This is a genomic window from Flavobacterium arsenatis (genome assembly GCF_031456785.1).
Classification (GTDB): Bacteria; Bacteroidota; Bacteroidia; order Flavobacteriales; family Flavobacteriaceae; genus Flavobacterium; species Flavobacterium arsenatis.
This window is the reverse complement of sequence record NZ_JAVDVI010000006.1, coordinates 206,534-226,891: the sequence shown is the minus strand read 5'-3', so window position 1 is coordinate 226,891 and position 20,358 is coordinate 206,534. Positions and strand designations below refer to the sequence as shown.

At 36.8% G+C, this 20,358-nt stretch carries 20 protein-coding genes; 10 read left to right on the top strand and 10 right to left on the bottom strand.

Translation table 11 applies throughout. The features are described 5' to 3' along the window. The first annotated feature begins 39 nt into the window (after positions 1–39). The 5 genes from J2X31_RS08790 (at position 40) to J2X31_RS08770 (ending at position 3,570) form a co-directional block, all read left to right on the top strand. Positions 40–579 (top strand): hypothetical protein, encoded by a 540-nt coding sequence (locus J2X31_RS08790; protein WP_310026082.1) that lies wholly within the window; start codon positions 40–42, stop codon positions 577–579. Between the two features lie 111 nt (positions 580–690). Then, on the top strand, positions 691–1,098 hold the full coding sequence (locus J2X31_RS08785; RefSeq protein WP_310026080.1) for a hypothetical protein: 408 nt from the start codon (positions 691–693) through the stop codon (positions 1,096–1,098). Between the two features lie 63 nt (positions 1,099–1,161). Further along, positions 1,162–2,112 (top strand): hypothetical protein, encoded by a 951-nt coding sequence (locus tag J2X31_RS08780; protein WP_310026077.1) that lies wholly within the window; start codon positions 1,162–1,164, stop codon positions 2,110–2,112. Then, positions 2,112–2,726 (top strand): GldM family protein, encoded by a 615-nt coding sequence (locus tag J2X31_RS08775; protein ID WP_310026076.1) that lies wholly within the window; start codon positions 2,112–2,114, stop codon positions 2,724–2,726. Before J2X31_RS08780 ends, J2X31_RS08775 begins: the two co-directional genes overlap by 1 nt. A 34-nt stretch (positions 2,727–2,760) precedes the next feature. Then, positions 2,761–3,570, top strand: coding sequence for an alpha/beta hydrolase (locus tag J2X31_RS08770; RefSeq protein ID WP_310026074.1), 810 nt, complete (start codon positions 2,761–2,763; stop codon positions 3,568–3,570). A 68-nt stretch (positions 3,571–3,638) separates the two neighbouring features. On the opposite strand, the gene J2X31_RS08765 is transcribed toward J2X31_RS08770, so the two are convergent. After that, complete coding sequence (locus J2X31_RS08765) at positions 3,639–4,025, bottom strand: hypothetical protein (protein ID WP_310026072.1); 387 nt, start codon at positions 4,023–4,025, stop codon at positions 3,639–3,641. Between the two features lie 319 nt (positions 4,026–4,344). Here J2X31_RS08765 and J2X31_RS08760 point away from each other — a divergent pair, with 319 nt between their 5' ends. The 4 genes from J2X31_RS08760 (at position 4,345) to gap (ending at position 9,035) form a co-directional block, all read left to right on the top strand. After that, positions 4,345–4,563, top strand: a complete 219-nt coding sequence (locus tag J2X31_RS08760) for an energy transducer TonB (protein ID WP_310026071.1) — start codon at positions 4,345–4,347, stop codon at positions 4,561–4,563. A 247-nt stretch (positions 4,564–4,810) separates the two neighbouring features. Continuing rightward, positions 4,811–6,781 (top strand): NACHT domain-containing protein, encoded by a 1,971-nt coding sequence (locus J2X31_RS08755; RefSeq protein ID WP_310026070.1) that lies wholly within the window; start codon positions 4,811–4,813, stop codon positions 6,779–6,781. Positions 6,782–7,095: 314 nt separating this feature from the next. Continuing rightward, the gene (gene lipA / locus J2X31_RS08750) at positions 7,096–7,968 is read left to right on the top strand and encodes a lipoyl synthase (RefSeq protein ID WP_026704223.1); all 873 of its coding nucleotides are present in this window, start codon (positions 7,096–7,098) and stop codon (positions 7,966–7,968) included. A gap of 68 nt (positions 7,969–8,036) precedes the next feature. Beyond that, a complete protein-coding gene (gene gap, locus J2X31_RS08745; RefSeq protein ID WP_310026068.1) occupies positions 8,037–9,035 on the top strand; it encodes a type I glyceraldehyde-3-phosphate dehydrogenase in 999 nt (332 codons plus the stop codon). Positions 9,036–9,241: 206 nt separating this feature from the next. Here the strand turns inward: gap and J2X31_RS08740 are convergent, their stop codons facing one another. Both J2X31_RS08740 and J2X31_RS08735 read right to left on the bottom strand, forming a co-directional pair. Beyond that, the gene (locus J2X31_RS08740; protein ID WP_310026067.1) at positions 9,242–10,876 is read right to left on the bottom strand and encodes an ABC-F family ATP-binding cassette domain-containing protein; all 1,635 of its coding nucleotides are present in this window, start codon (positions 10,874–10,876) and stop codon (positions 9,242–9,244) included. A 241-nt stretch (positions 10,877–11,117) separates the two neighbouring features. Next, positions 11,118–13,115 (bottom strand): serine hydrolase, encoded by a 1,998-nt coding sequence (locus tag J2X31_RS08735; protein ID WP_310026066.1) that lies wholly within the window; start codon positions 13,113–13,115, stop codon positions 11,118–11,120. 200 nt (positions 13,116–13,315) lie between these two features. Between J2X31_RS08735 and J2X31_RS08730 the strand changes: the two genes are divergently transcribed. Beyond that, positions 13,316–13,924 (top strand): hypothetical protein, encoded by a 609-nt coding sequence (locus J2X31_RS08730; protein WP_310026065.1) that lies wholly within the window; start codon positions 13,316–13,318, stop codon positions 13,922–13,924. Positions 13,925–13,932: 8 nt separating this feature from the next. Here the strand turns inward: J2X31_RS08730 and J2X31_RS08725 are convergent, their stop codons facing one another. From J2X31_RS08725 to J2X31_RS08695, 7 genes are all read right to left on the bottom strand, one after another. Beyond that, positions 13,933–16,224, bottom strand: a complete 2,292-nt coding sequence (locus tag J2X31_RS08725) for a GH92 family glycosyl hydrolase (protein ID WP_310026064.1) — start codon at positions 16,222–16,224, stop codon at positions 13,933–13,935. A 314-nt stretch (positions 16,225–16,538) separates the two neighbouring features. Next, positions 16,539–17,525, bottom strand: a complete 987-nt coding sequence (locus tag J2X31_RS08720; protein ID WP_310026063.1) for a transglutaminase domain-containing protein — start codon at positions 17,523–17,525, stop codon at positions 16,539–16,541. 74 nt (positions 17,526–17,599) lie between these two features. Beyond that, a complete protein-coding gene (locus J2X31_RS08715; protein WP_310026062.1) occupies positions 17,600–18,274 on the bottom strand; it encodes a TIGR02117 family protein in 675 nt (224 codons plus the stop codon). 15 nt (positions 18,275–18,289) lie between these two features. Beyond that, positions 18,290–19,003, bottom strand: a complete 714-nt coding sequence (locus tag J2X31_RS08710) for a hypothetical protein (RefSeq protein WP_310026060.1) — start codon at positions 19,001–19,003, stop codon at positions 18,290–18,292. 6 nt (positions 19,004–19,009) lie between these two features. Then, complete coding sequence (locus J2X31_RS08705) at positions 19,010–19,540, bottom strand: NADPH-dependent FMN reductase (RefSeq protein ID WP_310026058.1); 531 nt, start codon at positions 19,538–19,540, stop codon at positions 19,010–19,012. Between the two features lie 105 nt (positions 19,541–19,645). Continuing rightward, entirely contained in the window at positions 19,646–20,074 is a 429-nt protein-coding gene (locus J2X31_RS08700; protein ID WP_310026055.1) for an outer membrane beta-barrel protein, read from the bottom strand. Continuing rightward, positions 20,068–20,358 carry a hypothetical protein gene (locus J2X31_RS08695; protein ID WP_310026053.1) on the bottom strand — a complete coding sequence of 97 codons (291 nt, stop codon included), beginning with the start codon at positions 20,356–20,358 and terminating at the stop codon, positions 20,068–20,070. The genes J2X31_RS08700 and J2X31_RS08695 overlap by 7 nt, the downstream gene beginning before the upstream one ends.

Below are 20,358 nucleotides of genomic sequence, written 5' to 3'. Positions count from 1 at the left end.
ACGTTACTGGCAAGCTGTAAAAAACACATAGAAACCAATATGAAAAAACTACTTTTAATTTTCTTTTTACTTATAATTGTTCAAACTTTTGGGCAAAATCAAAAGATTGATTCTACAGAAGTTTCAACTTACAACGATTATGCAAATGCTTATTCAGTAGAAAAACCATCTTGGCTAAGTGTTATGGAATCGGGAAATACAAATGTTTGGGGTGGAGTTATGCCTGCTGTTCACGAAATAAAAAATGCAATTATGATTACTGCATTTGAGAAAGGTAAATTCAAGGATTTTGAAGATTTTGAAAGAATATATATTACAGGAAACAAGTTTGGACAAGAAACGCTCTTTAGTAAAAATCACATTTTTTATGGAAGAAACGAAAAAGACTTAAAGAATATAGAGCATGGAGTTTCTAGTAAACTGTATCTCTTTTTTAAAAATAAAATTTATCATTGCCAGTTTGTACTACTTGAAACTTCAAAGTCTTTTTTATTTATAAACTTCACTTCTACTCCAGAAACGTACGAAGAGAATATAGCTAAATTCAATGAGTTTTTGAAAGGGTTAAAAGTGGAATAAAGAGCCAGCCACTAAAAGCCCTGCTCTGAGGGGATTCTTAGGAAGGAATAGATAAAAACAGGAATTTTAGGGCTTGTTAAAAATACATCACAACATTCATATAAATCACTAATGATAAAAAGCTTAATCAAATATCGCATTTTACTAATAATCCTTGTGCTTATATGGTGTTTGATATTTGTTGATTCTCCCTATTATGGAAATAATTATGGAAATCCACCGGTTCATATATATTTCTTTGTCACCTTCATAAATCTTTTAATTTATTTAATTCCGACCGATAAATTAATTCTAGCAGAAAAGATTTTTTATGCTTTTTTAGTTTCAATCCTGACGCTTTTGGGTGGAGGATTATTCGTAGAAGCAATTTTGGGCAAAATTTATGGTTATGATCCATTTCATGATGAATTGCTATCACCGCCACTATTAGCTAATTTACTTTTTTATTTTGTTACTAATTTTAGCGGGATTTTAATATTTGTTTTATGGCTCAAATACAAGAAGCCTATTTATCAATGAAGTAATCCTTTTAGCATAATTTCATTATCTTTAAATCAAAGAATTGAAACCAACTTCACTACCATGAAAAAAATAGTCCTATCAATAATACTCGCAACCCTCCTATTCTCCTGCGAAAACAAACCCAAGACAAATGTATTACCGGAAGATGCAATAGTCATCAATCCGTCAGACAGCCTCCAAAAAGATTTTAGCAGTAGGTTGCGACTGAACGAAACCCTGACACTCGGAACCATTTATGCCGATACGGTAGAGTTTGTAGGTTTCAACGACCAAGGCGATGATTTCATCTTTAGTGTGGCCAAAAACAAGGACACCATCGGACTGATTTACAACACGGGAGAAGTCACTTTCGTGAGAGGCGACAAAATAGCCATTGAATGGAAAATGGACAGCCTTCGCCCTGCCGGAGACCCAGACTATCTGGATCATACAGAATTTTTGATTGGTAGTAAATTATTGAAACCGTTACAACTCACCAATAAGAAAATCAAATTCCTGTGGCGGAAAAATCTTTATAATGAAGAATTGAAGATGGAAGTGAACAGTATCGTACTCAACGAAAACTACATCAAAACTATTTCTGAACCCGAAAAAGCCGCTTTGGCCTATGTGGCAACCTTTATCGGAAATGAATGCGAATGGGACGGACAACCAACAGAAAGCAGAAGCAATTTGAGGTGCAAGATTCTCGAAGCTTTGGGTTTGGGCTACCAATGCTCGAATCCGCATCTGGACTTGTTGCGTTTTTGGTTCCGAAACGACAAGGACATATTAAAAGAGCTGGAAAATTGCCCAACGATTCCAGACGGTGCCACGATTCAGAATACGTTTGATGAAATTAATCTGGAAGTGGAGGGGAATCAGATTATTGTTTCTTTTAAGGTTCAAGGTATAAACATGCGGGAAAGCATCTCCAACCATTGGACTGAAAAACATGTTTATGAGTTTAAAGGAAATGAACTGCTGTTGCTTAAAAAGGATGTTTCGGCGGTGAAAAAGGAAAGTAGGTAATGATGAGAAATTATTTAATACTCCTATTGCTTTTGGGCTATTCCAGTAATGCTCAGGAAATTTCTTTGGTATTGGAAAGGAAACAAAATTTGATACAGTCAATTGCAAATCCAATCACCATATTTGACAAGAACTGTCGAAATTATGTGGTTACGACTGATAATGGAAAGATTGAACAAAACAATGCTGATTGTAAATTTGTTATTTTTCCAGACAGCATTGGAGTTGCAGAAATTAGAATCTACAACAAATCTGGAAAATTGATTGCCAAAGAAAACTATCGCGTTAAAGCACCTGAATTTTTCTTGAATATTAATGGTTTTGAAAAAATCATTAATGATGTTAATCGCTTTAGCAAATCGGCTCGATTAGAGTTGTTTTCTGATGATTTAGAATGTATAAATTTTTCGTGGGATGCAAGTTTTGAACTCGTTATCGTTGAAGAAAACAAAAAGACCAGAATACCTGCACATTCCCGAAATGGAAGTTTAGACAAATTGAAAGAACATTTTACTTCTTTGAAATCGGGAGATATTCTCTTTTTTCATACTATAAAGATTACTATCGATAATAAGGAATTTAAAGTGTCTGATATAGTCTTAGAAATTGAATGACAAAAGAATTAGTACAACTTATAAACCAAAAACCATGAAAACAATTGCACTCTACCTATTCTTGTTCTTTAAGCTAACATGTTTCCAAAATGCTCCTCAAAACCAAGACCCAATCCCGAAACACGATACTTTTAAAGTCGTTTCGAAAGCTGTGGCAGAAACAAGAACCATCAACGTTTGGACACCTGAAGAATATACAAAAACTAGCGAATCTCTTCCTGTTCTGTATATGCTGGACGGTGGAATAAAAGAGGATTTTCCGCATATTGCCAATACGCTTTCCGAACTTATAAAATCGAAAAAAATCAAACCGATCATTTTGGTTGGAATTGAAAATACCAAGAGAAGAAGAGATCTGACGGGACCAACAGAAGTGGCGAAAGACAAAGAAATTGCACCGATTGTGGGAGGTTCTGAAAAATTTAGGGCATTTGTGAACGATGAACTCTTTGCCGAAATCAACAAGCGTTACAGGACTAATCCTGAAAAAGGAATTATTGGTGAATCCTTAGCCGGACTTTTCGTAGTGGAAACGTTTCTGACACATCCTGAAATGTTCGATTTCTATATTGCCTTCGATCCTTCCCTTTGGTGGAACAACCAATATTTGGTGAAAACCGCAAAACAACAGCTGGCAAAATTTCCAACAGAAGAAAAGAGATTATGGTTTGCAGGTTCAGATGCCGAAGATATTCATATCAGTACCAGAATTCTTTCGAAAACACTAGAATCGGAAAATAGTAAAAACCTAAAATGGCACTATTCTGATGAGCCAAAGGAACAACACACTACTGTTTTTAGAGCAACAAAAGTAAAAGCGTTGGAATGGTCGCTGAATAGGTAAATGATGTTCCAAAAAAAAAAATCCCCTTCAATTGAAAGGGATTTTCCTATCTAACAACCAATTTATAATTACTCTGCAGTAACCATTTTCGTAATAAAAGTATTTTCACTGTCCTTAAATTTCAACGTATAAGTTCCCGATGCTGGAGGGATAAAACTATAAACCGCATCCCTCTGCTCTATTGCTTCCGTACAAATACAGCCTTCAAATTTGGCTATAAGTTTAATGGTAATCGTATTTCCATCAACCGTTTCTTCAAAAGAGCCGAAACCGCCACAACCATTACCAACAAAAAAATTAACTTTATACAGAAAGCCTGCCGCATCTGCGGTTTCTATTGACGCTACAGTATCAACATAGGCTTCTGAATACGAAAGGCAATTAGCAGCATTATCATCACTTGCACAAGAGCCTAAAAAAGTAAAAGCAATCAAGGCTAAAAATATATTTTTCATATTGTTTGTTTTAGTTTTTATATAAGACTTAAAATTACGAATAAGGTTGCGTGGAAAGATTCTAATAATGTCTTATTGGAAAACACTTCCCTCCAATCCGCCCTATTGTTGTTGGCTGTCGTGATAACCTTGATTGTGGTGATTGCTGTTAGCATTTTTCATTAGAAAATAAATTACGTGATTTATATTGCTAGACCTAACAGGTTTTGAAAACCTGTTAGGTCTTCAATTGATCACAAAGCCTGATATAGAAGTAATTATTTTTACAATCCTGTTTGAAAAGTTTCCAAAACGCAAATAGATTCCTCCCTAACCCTGATTGGAGTGGATCCCGATTTTTCATCGGGATGGAACGGAAAGCAGGAACACGTCCCGAAGCTTCGGGGATATAAGAGTTCCCCGAAACCCTGGTTATGGTTTGGATAAAGAAGCAATTCGCGTCTTAAAATCCTTAAAGATAAAATGGGAACCGGGAATGATTGGTGGAAAACCCGTGAGAACGGCCTACAATCTTCCAATAAATGTTCAATTGAGATAGTAATTATATTGAAATCTAAAACCGCAAAGGGATTAAAGCTTTTTGCGGTTTATTTTTTTAGTGTCAGATCTTTTTCCTTATCCAGTTTTGATCTTTTTTTTGATTTTACAGAAAATCATAAGGTGATTTGAAAAAGATGGTTTAAGTTTGGGAAATTATTAGATAGCTATTAATGTTGATTTAATAATTTTAAAGCCCTCTCATTTCTCAAGAATCAAAAAAACACTAATTAAAAATTCTCATATAAATGGATCTTTCAAATATAAAAGACATTGCTAGTATAATTACTCCATTAACAAAAATTGTTTTTGAAACCTTTTTGTTGCCCAAATTTCAAGAATTTCAAAAAAAAATGTCCCGTGAGGGAAAAGTAATTGACCAATATTTTGAAAACAAATTTATTGACTATCTTGATGAGTTGTATGAAAAATGTGCAATATTGAATACTGTCGCTTTTAAAAAACGTCAGGTTTGGCTTCATGATGTTTACATTCCTTTAAAATTAAGATGTGAAGAGACAAAAGAAGAACTAAAAATTGATGTTTTTTCAGATGACCTTTTCAAAAATTCAAATAAGATTTTGATTACAGACACAGCTGGTATGGGTAAATCAACTTTGTCTAAAAAACTATTACTTTCATGTATTGAAATGAACAAAGGAGTACCTATACTAATAGAATTAAGGCGTTTATCAAAAAACAAGGGGATAATCGAAGAAATTCTCGAACAATTAAATCCAATAAACGAAACTCTAGACAAACAGTTTATATTAGATTTAGTTAAACGAGGTGATTTCATTTTCTTTTTAGATGGATTTGATGAAATTCAGCTTAATGAAAGAGCTAAAGTTACATCCGAAATCCAACAATTTACAACCAAAGCAAATAAAAACAGATTTGTATTAACTTCTCGTCCTGAAAATGCATTGACATCTTTTGGTGATTTTTTAAAGTTTCAGATAAGGCCTTTAAACTCTTTAGAGGCATTTGACCTCCTTCGAAAATATGATCAAAGTGGGGAATTATCTGAACTTCTAATAAAAAAGTTAAAAGAGTCTTCTGTTTTTCCTAACATAAAAGAATATCTTACAACACCACTTCTCGTTTCTTTACTATATACAGCTTTTGAACATAAACAAACTATACCATTTAAAAAGCATATCTTTTATAGACAAGTTTTTGATGCATTATATGACTCCCACGACTTGTCAAAAGGAGATTCTTTTGAAAGAGATAAACACAGTGGATTAGGAATAGATGATTTTTTACGAATTTTACGAATTTTTGGCTATTTATGTCTTGTTAATGGAAATCAAATAGAATTTACACGTGACCAACTAGAAGACATTATTTCGAAAGCGATAAAATATTGTGGTGACATCAAAGTAAAACCATCAGACTTTATAAAGGATTTAATAATTACAGTTCCCATATTTTCTTTGGATGGGGTTTATTACAAATGGTCGCATAAATCATTACAAGAGTATTTTGCCTCACAATTTATTTATTTAGACGCCAAAGACAAACAAAATGAAATTCTTTTAAAAATCTGCTTTCATGAAAGTAATGAACTTTACCTAAATATAATTGACTTATATGAATCTATAGATCCTCGCGGATTTAAGAATATTGTCCTTTACAAGTTACTACAAGATTTTACTAAACATATGAAAGTTTCTTATAAAAATTTTCCAGATTCAAAATCTAAATTAGAAAGACAACAACTAGCTTTTATTTATGATTTATATTTAATAAATTTCCCTTTTGAACCTCGCACGAGAGAAAATAGCCCCTCGGAAATATTTGAGTTATTAAGAAACCTAAAAGGAAAAAAAAGAATGTCGATTGGCATGAATGTAGTTCCTGATGAAAATCAAATAAGTTGTATAAAGGTACCTAGAATCATTAATCCACAATTAATTTTACTCAACTTTTTAGATGATAAAGATTATAGTTTTGTGACAAGAATAAAAATGAAACCGTCTAGACATAAAATTGATTTAAAACTTAAGTCGAGACATCCCTATTCCGTTACCGACAGGAAAAACTCATATTTAAACACCTTGGATAATTTTGAAAAAACCAACGATATCATAAAACATTTTCTTGCAAGACATGAGGTACCTGTAATAAATCAAAAAAAAGCTTCAATTGCTTTATCAGAAATACAAGAATCAATTAAAAGCTCAAGTGATGAAAATTTTTTACTAACATTCTAAAATTTTAAGAATGAATACTAATAAAAATGTTTATCCTAACTTTTCTTAACATTCAAAAAATCCACTCCACTACTACTCCAGTATTATCTCGCTTTATTCTTACAAGAGTTTGGTAAACAAAAATTGTTTGGAGTGGATCCCGATTTTTCATCGGGATGGAACGGAAAGCAGGAATAAGGATTTCCAAAACACCCAAACGATTCGTTCCTGAAAAACATTAAGAAAACTTTAAACCTCCCACCCCCAAATCTAAAATCAGAAATCTGCAATCTAAAATCATTATTCCTTATCTTTGTGCCTTGAAAATTTTGATTATGGAAACTGTTTTAGAATCGAATGTATTGCCAACGGGAAAGCCAAAATGGCTGAAAGTGAAATTACCAATCGGACAAAAATATACCGAGCTTCGTGGTTTGGTTGACAAATATAAGCTCAACACCATCTGTACTTCAGGAAGTTGCCCAAATATGGGCGAATGCTGGGGTGAAGGAACGGCTACGTTTATGATTTTGGGTAATGTTTGTACGCGTTCGTGTGGTTTTTGTGGTGTAAAAACTGGAAGACCAGAAACAGTAGATTGGGACGAACCGGAAAAAGTGGCGCGTTCCATCAAGATCATGAACATCAAACATGCTGTGGTAACAAGTGTAGATCGTGACGATTTAAAAGACATGGGTTCCATCATTTGGTTGGAAACCGTTCGTGCCATCAGGAGGATGAATCCTAACACAACTTTGGAAACCTTAATCCCCGATTTTCAAGGAAATACAAGAAATTTAGATAGAATTGTAGAAGCCAATCCTGAGGTGGTTTCACACAATATGGAAACCGTTCGTCGTTTGACGCGTGAGGTAAGAATCCAAGCAAAATACGACAAAAGCCTAGAGGTTTTGCGTTATTTGAAAGAAAAAGGAGTAAACAGAACCAAATCAGGAATTATGCTTGGTTTAGGCGAAACCGAAGAGGAAGTAATCCAGACTTTGCACGATTTGCGTGATGCAAACGTAGATGTAGTAACGATTGGCCAATACTTGCAACCAAGCAAAAAACACCTTCCGGTGAAGGAATACATCACACCAGATCAGTTTGCGAAATACGAAAAAATTGGTTTGGAATTAGGATTCCGTCACGTTGAAAGTGGTGCTTTGGTAAGGTCTTCTTATAAAGCTCAGAAACATATACTTTAATTAATTTTAGATTGCAGATTTTAGTCCCGATTCTTCGGGATAGATTTTAAAAACTGTTGCCAAAATAAATGACAAAAACAAGAATCGCCATCAATGGTTTTGGAAGAATCGGACGAAATTTGTTCCGCCTTTTGCTCAACCATCCTTCCATAGAAATCGTTGCCATCAACGACATTGCCGATAACAGAACGATGTCGCATTTGATAAAATACGACAGCATCCATGGGGTTTTGCCTTATGAATGTTCGTTTGACGAAAATAACATCATTGTTGATGGAAAACCTTATTTATTTTTCCACGAAAAAAGCATTTCCAACCTCAACTGGGAATTGGCAAACGTAGATATCGTAGTAGAATCTACCGGAAAATATAAAACCTTCGATGAAATAAACGCCCATATTTTGGCGGGAGCCAAAAAGGTAATCTTGTCGGCTCCTGCAGAAGTCGACGGCATCAAGACCATTGTTATCGGTGTCAACGAAAACACTTTGGACGGTTCGGAAACCATTGTTTCCAACGCCAGTTGCACCACCAACAATGCCGCTCCGATGATCAAGGTCATCAGCGAACTTTGCGGTATCGAACAGGCCTATATCACAACGGTCCACTCCTACACTACCGACCAAAGCCTGCACGACCAGCCTCATAAAGATTTACGAAGAGCCCGAGGAGCAAGCCAATCCATCGTTCCAACAACAACCGGAGCCGCAAAAGCTTTGACCAAGATTTTCCCTGAATTTGAAGGCAAGATTGGAGGAAGTGGCATACGCGTTCCCGTTCCAGACGGTTCCTTGACCGATATAACTTGCTACGTAAAAAGAGAAGTGACCATCGAAGAAATCAATGCGAGATTTAAGCAAGTTGCCGAAAATGAACTAAAAGGCATTTTGGCCTACACCGAAGACCCAATTGTTTCAGTAGATATTATTGGTAACCAAAACTCCTGTCTTTTTGATGCCCAATTGACTTCCGTTATCGACAAGATGGTGAAAGTTGTGGGTTGGTATGACAACGAAATTGGATATTCGTCCAGAATAATCGATTTAATTCAACTGATTAAAAAGTAGGAGCGAATCGCTTGGCTTGTGTTTGGAAACCATATTCCTGCTTTCCACAATATCTTTTGTTCTGAACCCCAGAACAAAAGGATATTTGCTCCAATCAGGGCTATAAGAAAATCCATTTTAACTCTTTATACTTTTCAAAAACCATTCAATAATTAAGTAAATCTCTTAACTATAATATGGTTTTATTTACAATCTAAAACTGAACACTATTTCTCAATCTCACGAAGATTCTCCATTTTTTTATTGGCCAAGAAGCCTGCAATATCTTCAAAGTGTTCCTTCACCCTTTTGTTTCCGAATTCGAAGACTTTTGTTGCAAGTCCGTCTAAGAAATCACGATCGTGTGAAACAAGGATCAAAGTTCCGTCGAAATCGCGAAGAGCATCTTTAATAATGTCTTTTGTTTTCATATCCAAGTGGTTCGAAGGCTCATCCAAAATCAGCAAGTTTACTGGTTCCAGCAACAATTTAATCATCGCCAGACGTGTTTTTTCTCCACCCGAAAGCACCTTCACTTTTTTTGTCGTGTCGTCTCCATGAAACATAAAAGCGCCTAAAATATTTTTTATCTGTGTACGGATTTCTCCAACTGCAATATTATCGATGGTTTCAAAAATCGTAGCATTCTCGTCCAACAATGAAGCTTGATTTTGAGCAAAATAACCAATTTGAGCATTATGACCGATTTCTACAGAACCGCTATCGATTCCGATTTCCTTCATAATGGCCTTGATCATCGTTGATTTTCCTTCTCCATTCTTACCAACGAAAGCTACTTTTTCGCCTCTTTCAATCACAATATTCGCATCCTTGAACACCACATGATCGCCATAGGATTTCGATAAATCCTTCACCACAACCGGATATTGACCTGAACGAACCGCTGGCGGAAATTTTAGTCGCAAGGCAGAAGTATCTACCTCATCAACTTGAACAATCACCAGTTTTTCCAACATTTTCACTCTCGATTGAACGGCATCAGTTTTAGAAAAAGTTCCCTTGAAACGGTCGATAAACGTTTGGTTGTCGGCAATCATTTTTTGCTGTTCGTCATACGCTTTTTGCTGATGGATTCTTCTGTCTTTTCGAAGCTCTAGATAATGAGAATACTTGGCTTTGTAGTCATAGATTCTTCCCATTGTTACCTCGATAGTTCTGTTGGTAATATTATCAACAAACGCCCTATCGTGTGAAATTACTACAACCGCTTTGGCAGAATTGATCAAGAAGTCTTCCAGCCATTGGATACTTTCAATATCCATGTGGTTGGTTGGCTCATCCAGCAAAATCAAATCGGGTTTTTGCAGAAGGATCTTCGCCAATTCGATTCGCATTCTCCAACCACCCGAAAATTCAGAGGTCTGGCGTGTAAAATCTTCTCTTTCAAAACCTAAACCAACAAGAATTTTCTCGACTTCGGCTTCGTAATTTACTTCCTCAATGGCATAATATTTCTCGCTTAAATCCGAAACTCTTTCAATCAATTTCATATAAGCATCCGATTCATAATCAGTTCGAACGGTTAGTTGCTCGTTTATTTCATCAATCTCGGCTTTCATTTTGAATATTTCGCCAAATGCCTTTGATGCTTCTTCCATAACCGTCGAACCGTCTTTGGTTAGCAAATGCTGAGGCAAATAGGCAATTACAGCTTCTTTTGGAGCCGAAATACTTCCAGTTGATGGTTTGCTTTGTCCGGCAATTATCTTTAGAAGCGTAGATTTTCCCGCTCCATTTTTACCCATAAGGGCAATTTTATCATTTTCATTTATGGCAAAAGAAACATCGCTGAAAAGTGTTGTACCACCAAATTGTACTGAAATATCGTTAACTGTAATCATTTTGAAAAGTTAGAAGTTAGAAGCTGGAAGTCGGAAGACTCAAACTGCTGATTTTTTGAAGGTGCAAAGATAGAATAATAAGGGAATTGGGCAATTGTCTAGCAGGAAAATAGGCTTGTGTGGGATTGTTTTTCGTTTAAACACAGCTGACGGCATCTTTATTTAGGGAGATTGGAATACTAATACTAAAAACCTCTAGGAAATCTCCCAGAGGCTTTATAATGTTTCCTGCATCTTCAGATTATATCTTCCTGAATAATAGATTCTTTACTCTATCTGAAGACTGCTTGAATCCGGCAATAATACCGTTTGTGTCTCTCACAAATTCTACAACACCAAACTGATTGTCGAAGAAACCTTCCTTGAACGGTGTAAATTCAAAATCCCTCAAACGATAATGTTGTGCGAATAGTTTGCCTTCTTTAAGTACAAGTGCATACTGTGTGGAAAGCTCTTCGCTATAATAATTTCCTGTAAAATCTTTCAAGTTAACTGTTGATGCATCAAAGGCTTTTACACGAGGAGCATTCATTACATTTCCACCTTGTTTAAACGTAATGGAGTTGATTCTTCCTTCGGCATCCGGAACAAATGTCATGGTTGCATCAACATTATCAATTTTAAATTCGGCAGTAGTCAATGCCCTCAATGCAAATTGTGGTTGCAGTGTAGGTTGCACAAACAGTTTTCCTTCTGTATGGCTGACGTTTAGGATAAACCCTTGATTGAGTTCGTAATTACCCACATAACTTTCCAATACTTGCTTATCAATTGCGATTTCACTTCCCGATTCTTCCATGGTTTTTGGTTGGACTTCTTCTTTCTTTTCTTCCTTGATTTTGTCAGCCAAATAGATGTCCACAATTTTATGGGCGATACTTCCAGAATTAAATTCAGCCGTATTGCTCAATACCACAACGGCAAAGTGCTCATCAGGAAAACGGGTAAGGAAACTTCTAAAACCTGCATCGGCACCTCCATGCTGTATTTCATTAAGTCCTTTGTATTGACCTATAAATTGCCCCATGGCTCCTCCAGGCCTGTGTCCATTGCTCAAAGCAGTAGGAGTATTCATAGTTTCGATTATAGTTGAATCTCCCACTTTTAATGCTTCAAAATTCATCGCCCAAAGGCTTAAATCTTCGGCAGTTGTAAAAAGGCTTGTAGCCCCAACGGTTTCATAATTCAGTATCAGCTTTTTGTAGCCACCTTCATCTGTTGAATAGGAATAAGCCCTGTTCTTTACAATCTTTTCATGATTGTCATAAAATAACGTATGCGACATTTTCAAAGGCTTAAATATGTTTTCTTCTGTAAATTGTGCAAAGGTTTTCCCTGAAACTCTTGCTACAACTTCTGCCAATAATGTAAAACCAGTGTTACAATACACAAGTTCATCTCCCGGATTGAAATTCAGCTCTTTTTGTTTGCTGACCATTTTCAGGATTTGTTCGGTCGTAATAAGATCGTCCGCTTGCCATCCTGCCATGCTTACCAAACTCCATTGATCCCTTAATCCGCTGGTATGTGTCGCCAAATGCCTCAATGTGATGGTTTTCCCGAAATCAGGTACTTCGGGTATGTATTTCCGAATATCATCATCTAGTGAAAGCTTGCCTTCCTTCTGCAAGAGCAAAATAGAAAAAACAGTAAACTGTTTGGATATCGATGCAACGTGGAATACCGTAGTAGGATCGTTCTTGATGTCATATTCCAGATTCGACATTCCGTAACCTTTCTTGTAAATAATAGATCCGTTTTTTATAACTGCTACTGACGCTCCGGGAGTAGATGGTGTGTCCCAGATGGCGAAAAGCTCGTCTACCCTGTCGTTTGATTTGGTAGCTTTTGGTTTAATTTGTAGGATTTGCAAATCATAGCTTCCTATTGATTGCTTATCGTCTACAGGATAAATTTCCAACACATATTCGCCTTTGATGGTAGAAGTGATGATAACATTCTCTGCACCTTCTTTTCCGTTTGGACTATCGAAGTCGTCCAGTTTCATACCATTTGGATCATAAGTGGTAATGAATACGTCGATTCCTTTTTGCATCAGCTGGAAAGTCGCAAACTGATTTTTGTCTAAATGTACCTTGTAGCGGTGTTTTTCTCCATTTCCCATGGATGAAGTGATAGTCTTGTTTTTTACCAATTGTCCTTTTTGAGTTTGGGACTGAAGCAAGGTGATTTGAAAAATGGCCAATAGGCAAGCCATAGTAAACTTGAAATGTTTCATCGTTTTTTGATTTTTGATTATGATTTGATGATTGTAACGTCTGATTAACGTAATAACGAAATTAGTAAAAATTTTATTGTTGTGCGGAATCCTATAAGATTTAGCTGCAATCGCATAAACTTTTTGTGGGAATACCGTCTAAATTTGGATACAATTTACAGTACTAAACTACTGCAAATCAATATTCTAATTTTAAAGTTATGTTTCCAAACCTACTCCTCAACTTTTTTATAAAATCGCCTGAAGTTGCTGTTACTCATTTAGTGGCACAACTGAACGATAAACTTTCTCCAGCAGAGAAAGCTATTGTTTATACCCGTTCACTTTCGGCTTTTCTGGAGGAAAAAAGTTATGGAGAAGTTACCGGTGGCGGTACTGCAAAGGAAGAACCGGGAGAGATTGTTTTTTGCGATCTCCAGATTGAGCTTGAAAGTGAAAACATTGACTATACTGTTATCCATTCCATCATCGAACATCTTGAAAATTGTGGTGCACCAAAAGGCTCCAAATTGTTAGTTGATGCCACACAGGAAGAAATTCCGTTTGGAAAGATGGAAGGCATGGCGGTTTATCTGGATGCTGAAAACTTGCAAGAGCACAATTGTACTTCGGAGGATCTTGATTTTATTCAGAAGGAAATCTATCGACTTACCGGTGCGAGAGAAAATGCCGATCGCTATTGGGAAGACGAAACCACGACAGCCCTATACTTTTATGGTACTTCGTATGAAGAAATGAAGGCATCGGCTGAAGCTTTTATCAGTGGTTATCCTTTGTGTCAGCAGGCTAGGATTGTTCGGATTGCTTGATTTCTTTTTTAAAAAAACCTATTCAACCTTCTTGGTCCCATATAAAACACCAGCTTCCCTCCTGCCACGATTTCGTTATGCCGTAGAATAAAGTCCTTGATGGGTTTTCCGTTGAGGAGTACTTTCTGGACATAGACATTTTTATCGCTTTGGTTCTTTGCTTCGATGGTAAAGGTTTTTCCGTTTTCGAGTTGTAACACGGCCGATTTTAGGGCTGGGCTTCCGAGGGCATAATCAACCGAACCCGGGGCGACGGGATAGAAACCAAGTGACGAGAAAATGTACCAGGCACTCATTTGACCACAATCGTCGTTGCCTCCCAAGCCATCTGGTGCGTTTTTGTATTGCATCTTTAAAATCATCCTTACCCTTTCCTGTGTTTTCCAAGGCTGTCCGGCGGTATTGTAGAGGTAGGCCACGTGATGGGCTGGCTCGTTTCCATGAACGTATCCGCCAATGATTCCTTCCCTAGTAATATCTTCGGTATCGGAAAAAAAGGCGTCGGGCAATTGCATGGTGAACAATTTGTCGAGCCTTTCGGCGAATTTCTCCTTGCCCCCCATCTTCTGCATCAGCAGCTCTGGGGTGTGGGGTACGAAGAAACTGTAGTTCCAGGAATTCCCTTCGATGAATCCCTGACCGTGTGTGCTCATTACATCTGGGTTTGGCTTGAAGGTGCCGTCGGCTAGTTTCGCCCGCATGAACCCTGTTTCGGCATCGAAATTATTTTGCCAATTGCCTGAACGTTTGGTGTATTCTTCATAAACATCCTGTTTGTTCAGATGTTTCGCCAATTGGGCAATGCACCAGTCGTCGTAGGCATATTCTAACGTATTGGAGATGGAGGTTCCGCTCTTTTCGGCAGGAATGAATCCGTTATCAATATAGTAGCCAATTCCTTCATAGTCGCGGTGGTTGGAGGTGGAGATGCAGGCTTGGAGGGCTTCTTCGGGATTGCCTTTGTAGACGCCTTTGATTATTGCATCGACAATTACGGAAACGCTGTGGTAGCCACTCATGCACCAGTTGTCATTGGCATAATGCGACCAAATGGGCAACATTTTCAAAGCACTTTGGTCGTAATGAGCCATCATGGATTGCACCATATCGCTGTTGCGAGAAGGTTGCATGAGGTTGAAAAAGGGATGCAAGGCCCGGTAGGTATCCCAAAGCGAAAAGGTGGTGTAGTTGGTAAAACCATCGGCCTTATGAACGTCCTGACCCAAACCTTTGTATTCGCCGTTGACATCATTGTAGATGGTTGGTGTGATAAAAGTATGGTACATCGAGGTATAAAAATTGACCTTATCGTCTTCGGAAGCGTTGATCACAATCTTGTTCAGTTCCTTGTTCCATTCGGCTTGTGCTTCGTTCTTTACTTTTTCGAAATCCCAATGCGGTATTTCGGTTTGCATGTTTTCCAAGGCATTTTTCTGGCTTACGGGTGAAAGGGCGAATTTTATCTGGACCTTTTCCTGTTCATCGGTATCAAAATCAAAATACATCCTGATGTTCTTGCCTGCTATTTCTGGGAAGTTTTCCGTTTGGTTGAATTTACGCCAAAAGCCTCGGTAGGATTGCTTGTCGTCATAATTCTGCTGACCGTATTTTTTGAAGGGTTTTGAAAATGACATGGCGAAATAGACAGTCCGTGTTCTGGCCCAACCGTTGGTTTGACGGTAGCCTGTTAGCAAAGTGTCGTTGACTACTCGAACATACGTCCAGACATTCTTTTCGGGATACTGGTAGATGCCCGACATCAAGTCGAAAATGATGTGTGATTCGGGCGATTTAGGAAACGTATATTGATGCATTCCGACCCTTTGGGAAGTGGTTAGCTCTGCTAAGATGTTGTGGTCGTCGAGTTTGACTTTATAATATCCGGCTTCTGCCAATTCATTGTCGTGTGAGAAAGCCGAGCGGTAGCCATTCAAAGGATTGTCTGCCGTTCCGGGATTTAGTTGCAACTTTCCCTGTGTTGGCATGATAAGAAAATCACCAAGATCGGAATGGCCTGTTCCGCTGAAATGGGTGTGACTGAAACCGGTGATGGTCTTGTCCTCATAGCGATAGCCTGCACAATAGTTATAGACCTTGCCGTTGTATTTTCCGTTGAGTTCGTAGGAGATGGTATCGGTTTCGGGACTTAATTGTACGGCTCCGAAGGGAACTGTGGCTCCGGGATAGGTGTGTCCCATTTTCTCGGTTCCGATAATCGGACGTACGTATTTAAAGAGGTCTTTCTGTGCAAGGGATGCTAAAGGCAAAAGCAATAAAAGATGATACCAACTTTTCTTCATGGGGTTTGATTGAAGGTTATAGATGTTTTAGGATTCAAAAGTAGGGAAAAAGTGGGGAAGTTTTCAGTTGGAAGATGGAAGATGGAAGATGGAAGTTTGCCGTGAAGCCTTGGATTGGAATTAAAAAAATGATTTATTCTTGTATACTGTTTCCGGATGCGAAGCTGCCCCAGATTGTAATGGAAAGCCCGGAATTCAAAAAAGCTATTTTTTCCTGACCCAAAAGAGCGACCAACGGAAGCTCCTTTTGGGGCTTGGAAAAAAAGCTTTTTGAATGAGGACTTGTAATGGAAAGCTGGAAATTGGCCCAAAAATTAACGCTGAATTTTATAGGCTGCAATTCCTTTCCCGTTGATGTAAATTGTTAGATAACCGTTGGAATTATCAGGCAGGAAGACATCAAATTCTGTCAAATTCCCAGTATGTTTTACTTGTGGCAATTCGACTTTTTTCAAACGACTGAAGGCATAGGTTATCTGGTCTTCGGGGTTTAGATTTTGGATTTTAAACGAGATGGTGTTGTATTTTTTTCCAGTGAAAATTCCTGATTTTGGTGACAAAATGGTATAATTATCTCTAATATATTCGCCAAAATACAAAGGATAGGAAGCAAATTCCTGCTCGGTAAATTCGCCCAAAAGCCACTTTTTATCGTCTGGAAAATGGTTGAGAATGAAAATTTCTGGCGGCGTGAAAAAATAGGCATCGTTGAATTTGGGGATAAATGTGCGTTTTACAGGATCGACAACTCCTGATCCCCAAGTTGGCTCTACAAAATGCCATTTCCCGTTGATTTTTACAGCGTTCCAAGCGTGATCACTGGCTCCGGGAAGCTTGCCGATTTGCGTGACATTTGTCTTTGCTGTTCCAGTGATGGTAACGCTTTCGAGTCCAGTGAGTTCCGAAAGATAATCGAAAAGAGCCGTGTATCCTTGGCAAACAGCCTTTTTAGATTTTATTGCATTGTTGGCAAAATCGAGTTTGAATTGTCGTTGCTTGGCGATTTTTTCTTCTTGATTTCGAAACGAATAAGCTACCGGACGGTCGCTTCTTTGGGAATAATAGGCTTTTACATCGTATTTGATGTTGGTGGCAATCCAATAGAAAATGGCACGTGCTTTTTCATCTTCCTTGGTGAAATCCTTATTGATTTTTTCGGCCAGATCTTCGGCTTTGGAAAATTTTGGGTAAGTGCTCACGATTTGATCTACTTGGGAATAATCTTGAGCCGATAGGTTTGTTGTTATAAGAAAGACAGCCATTAATGCCGTCTTGTGTAGGTTTAGAATGAGGTTTTTCATACCCAAAATTAAGCAACTATCCTGCCATAGAAAACTGAAGAACAAATATTTAATAAAAAATTAGGCTTTTTAGTTTATTGATAGTGACAGAAAATTCCAGTGTCAGACGGTGTCCAAAGTGCGGCTTTTTGATTGGAAGCTTTGAGTGCATTATTTGCCCAAGTATTGCAGGTGTAAAACAAATGATACTTTCGATTGGCTTCATAAAAACTGTCGTTCTGACCGTAAGTTGTAGCGTTAATCAAGATTGGATTTCCATTTGCATCATGCTGAAAACTGTGTTCAATGTAGTCGATTAATTTTTCGTATTCGGCTTTGCTGATGTTGATTTTTACACAACTTTCACTTTCCCTTATCTGCTTATAGAAAGTGGCGTGCATGGCGGAAGTTCCGAGATAGAAGGCGGCGTTGAAGGCGGTGCTGAACTTCAAATCGGCCCATTCGGGTGTGTTGAGATAGAATCCCTTGTCGCCCCAGCCAAATCCTATATATTGCGTTGTGGAATCTTGGGATTTAATATGCGAAAATTGTACTTTCTCGCTCCAATCCTTGAATTCGGTTTTTATGGGCACGACAATATCGGTATGAACACCGTTGGTTTTGATGTAGATTGTTACGTCTTCGTTTTTGTCTTCGTCTTCTGAATTTACTGTGATTCGCGACAAAACAAAAGCAAATAATATATATACAATTACAAAACCAACGATTCCTAATAGTGTTTTACCGAGTATTTTGAATGCTTTTTTCACACCAACAAATCTATTTTAATAATTATCATCTTCTGGTTGAATCACTTCATATTTCTTCATTTCTTGTCTGCTTAACTTGTTTGTAATTTTAAATGTCTCGTTGTCCAAAATTTGGATCATAATTGGATAGTTCGCTTTTGAATTTACATTCTTTAATTTTCCTTCAATAAAATCATAAATATTGAAAAGCCAATAATTATGATTCTTATGGTTTTGGATTTTCATTGTGATGATTTCAAAATTACCGTCTCCATCAAAATCTCTTTCAAATCTATTAGTACCCATTTTATCATTATAGGCGATTTTAATAAATTTTCCATTTTCTTCTTGGAAAAAATAAATCACCCTTACATTCAAAGAAGCAAAACCATTCCCCATATAGTACGAAATGATTTTAATATCATTAAGTCCGTCTCCATTTACATCTGCAATTCTCAATGAATCTAAACCTATCGGTGTAAAAGGAATATCTTCTTGATAGATTGTTCCAGAGATATTAATTTCTGAATTCCTCGAAATTCCTGCGAAATATTTTATTTCTACTGACAAAGGTTTTGAATTATTGTAAAAATTAGGAACATCTATTTTATGAACAAACTTGTCTTCTAGCTCTGTAAAGTCCCATTGATAATCTTTAAATTTTATTTTAGGGTAATTTTCAAAATCATATTGAGCTTTAACAGAAACGATATTTACCAGAAAAAATATGAAACCTAATATAATTTTCATCAAATTTTAATTTGGGTTGAAGTTTTCAATAATCTCCTTCAATTCCTTATCCAATTCTGTGTTAGAAATTTTATTATTTTCTACATCAAAATTATCGTTGAAACTTGGCAAAGAAAACACAGCTTTAATATCTGCTCCGTAGCGAGGTAAATTACTTTTGGCAATTTCTAAAACACCCTTTCCTCCTCTTCCTCCTGGCGAAGTGGCCATTAAAAGCGTTGGTTTCTTTTGAAAAACATCTTTTTCAATTCGGGAACACCAATCGAAAATATTCTTGAAGGCAGTTGAATAATTTCCGTTGTTTTCTGCCAAGGAAATCAATAGTATATCGGCGGATTTTAGTTTTGCTAGGAAAGCGATTGCTTCTTTGGCTTGACCGATTTCCTTTTCGACATCTACACTGAAAAGTGGTGCCTGATAATCCCTTAAATCTAAAATTTCTACTTCTGCATCTTTGAAAAGGCTTGAAGCGTAGGTGGCTAATTTTTTATTGATTGATTTGGAGCTGTTGCTTCCAGCGAATGCGATGATTTTCATAGTTGTGCTTTTTTTTAAGATTTAAATATAAACAAAAAAGGAGCCAAAAATGCTCCTTTAATAGTTTATTCCAATATTTTTATTTTTATTAAACGGTTGAAAATATCATAAATCAAAAGAAATCTCTGTCAACAACATTATTGTATTGGATTTAATATTTCCTCTAAATTCTTCTACATTAATACCTTCTACCAAATTTGCAAGTCCTAAATTATTTCTTAACTCAATCGAAAGATTAAGTTCTGAACTTAACTTAAAAACCTTACCAACTCCTAAAGAAAAACCATAATCTGGTCCACTGATGCTACCTTCCAATGGAAAATTGTAGTTTCCGTTAGATTGAACTTCATAGCTGTAGCCTGTTGTGGTATTAGTAATTTTAGTAGTTTTCTTGTCTTTACCTCTTGGTCCAAAAAACACCCCTGCATTTGAAAAAAAAGATTTGCTTTTACCAAAATTATATTTTAACAGCAATGGAATTGTAAAATACTGATACTTATTTACGGTATTAATCTTAAGATTTTCATTTACCAAAAATCCATTATCATCATAATATTCAAAGCTTGCTTGCGAGGTGTAATCAATTCTTTTTTTTCTGATGTTATGCCTGTCACAAAAGAAAAATTCTGATTAAACTTGTATTGATAAGAAAGCCCTATAACAGATCCATAATTAGGTTCTGCAGCATCAACAGCATCTGATCCCCTCAAACTATAGTGATTTATACCACCAAGCACACCTACTCGATGTTTGCTTTGAGCAAAATTCAAATTGATTAAAAATAATGCAAAAGCAAATGTTAATAAAATCCTTTTCAA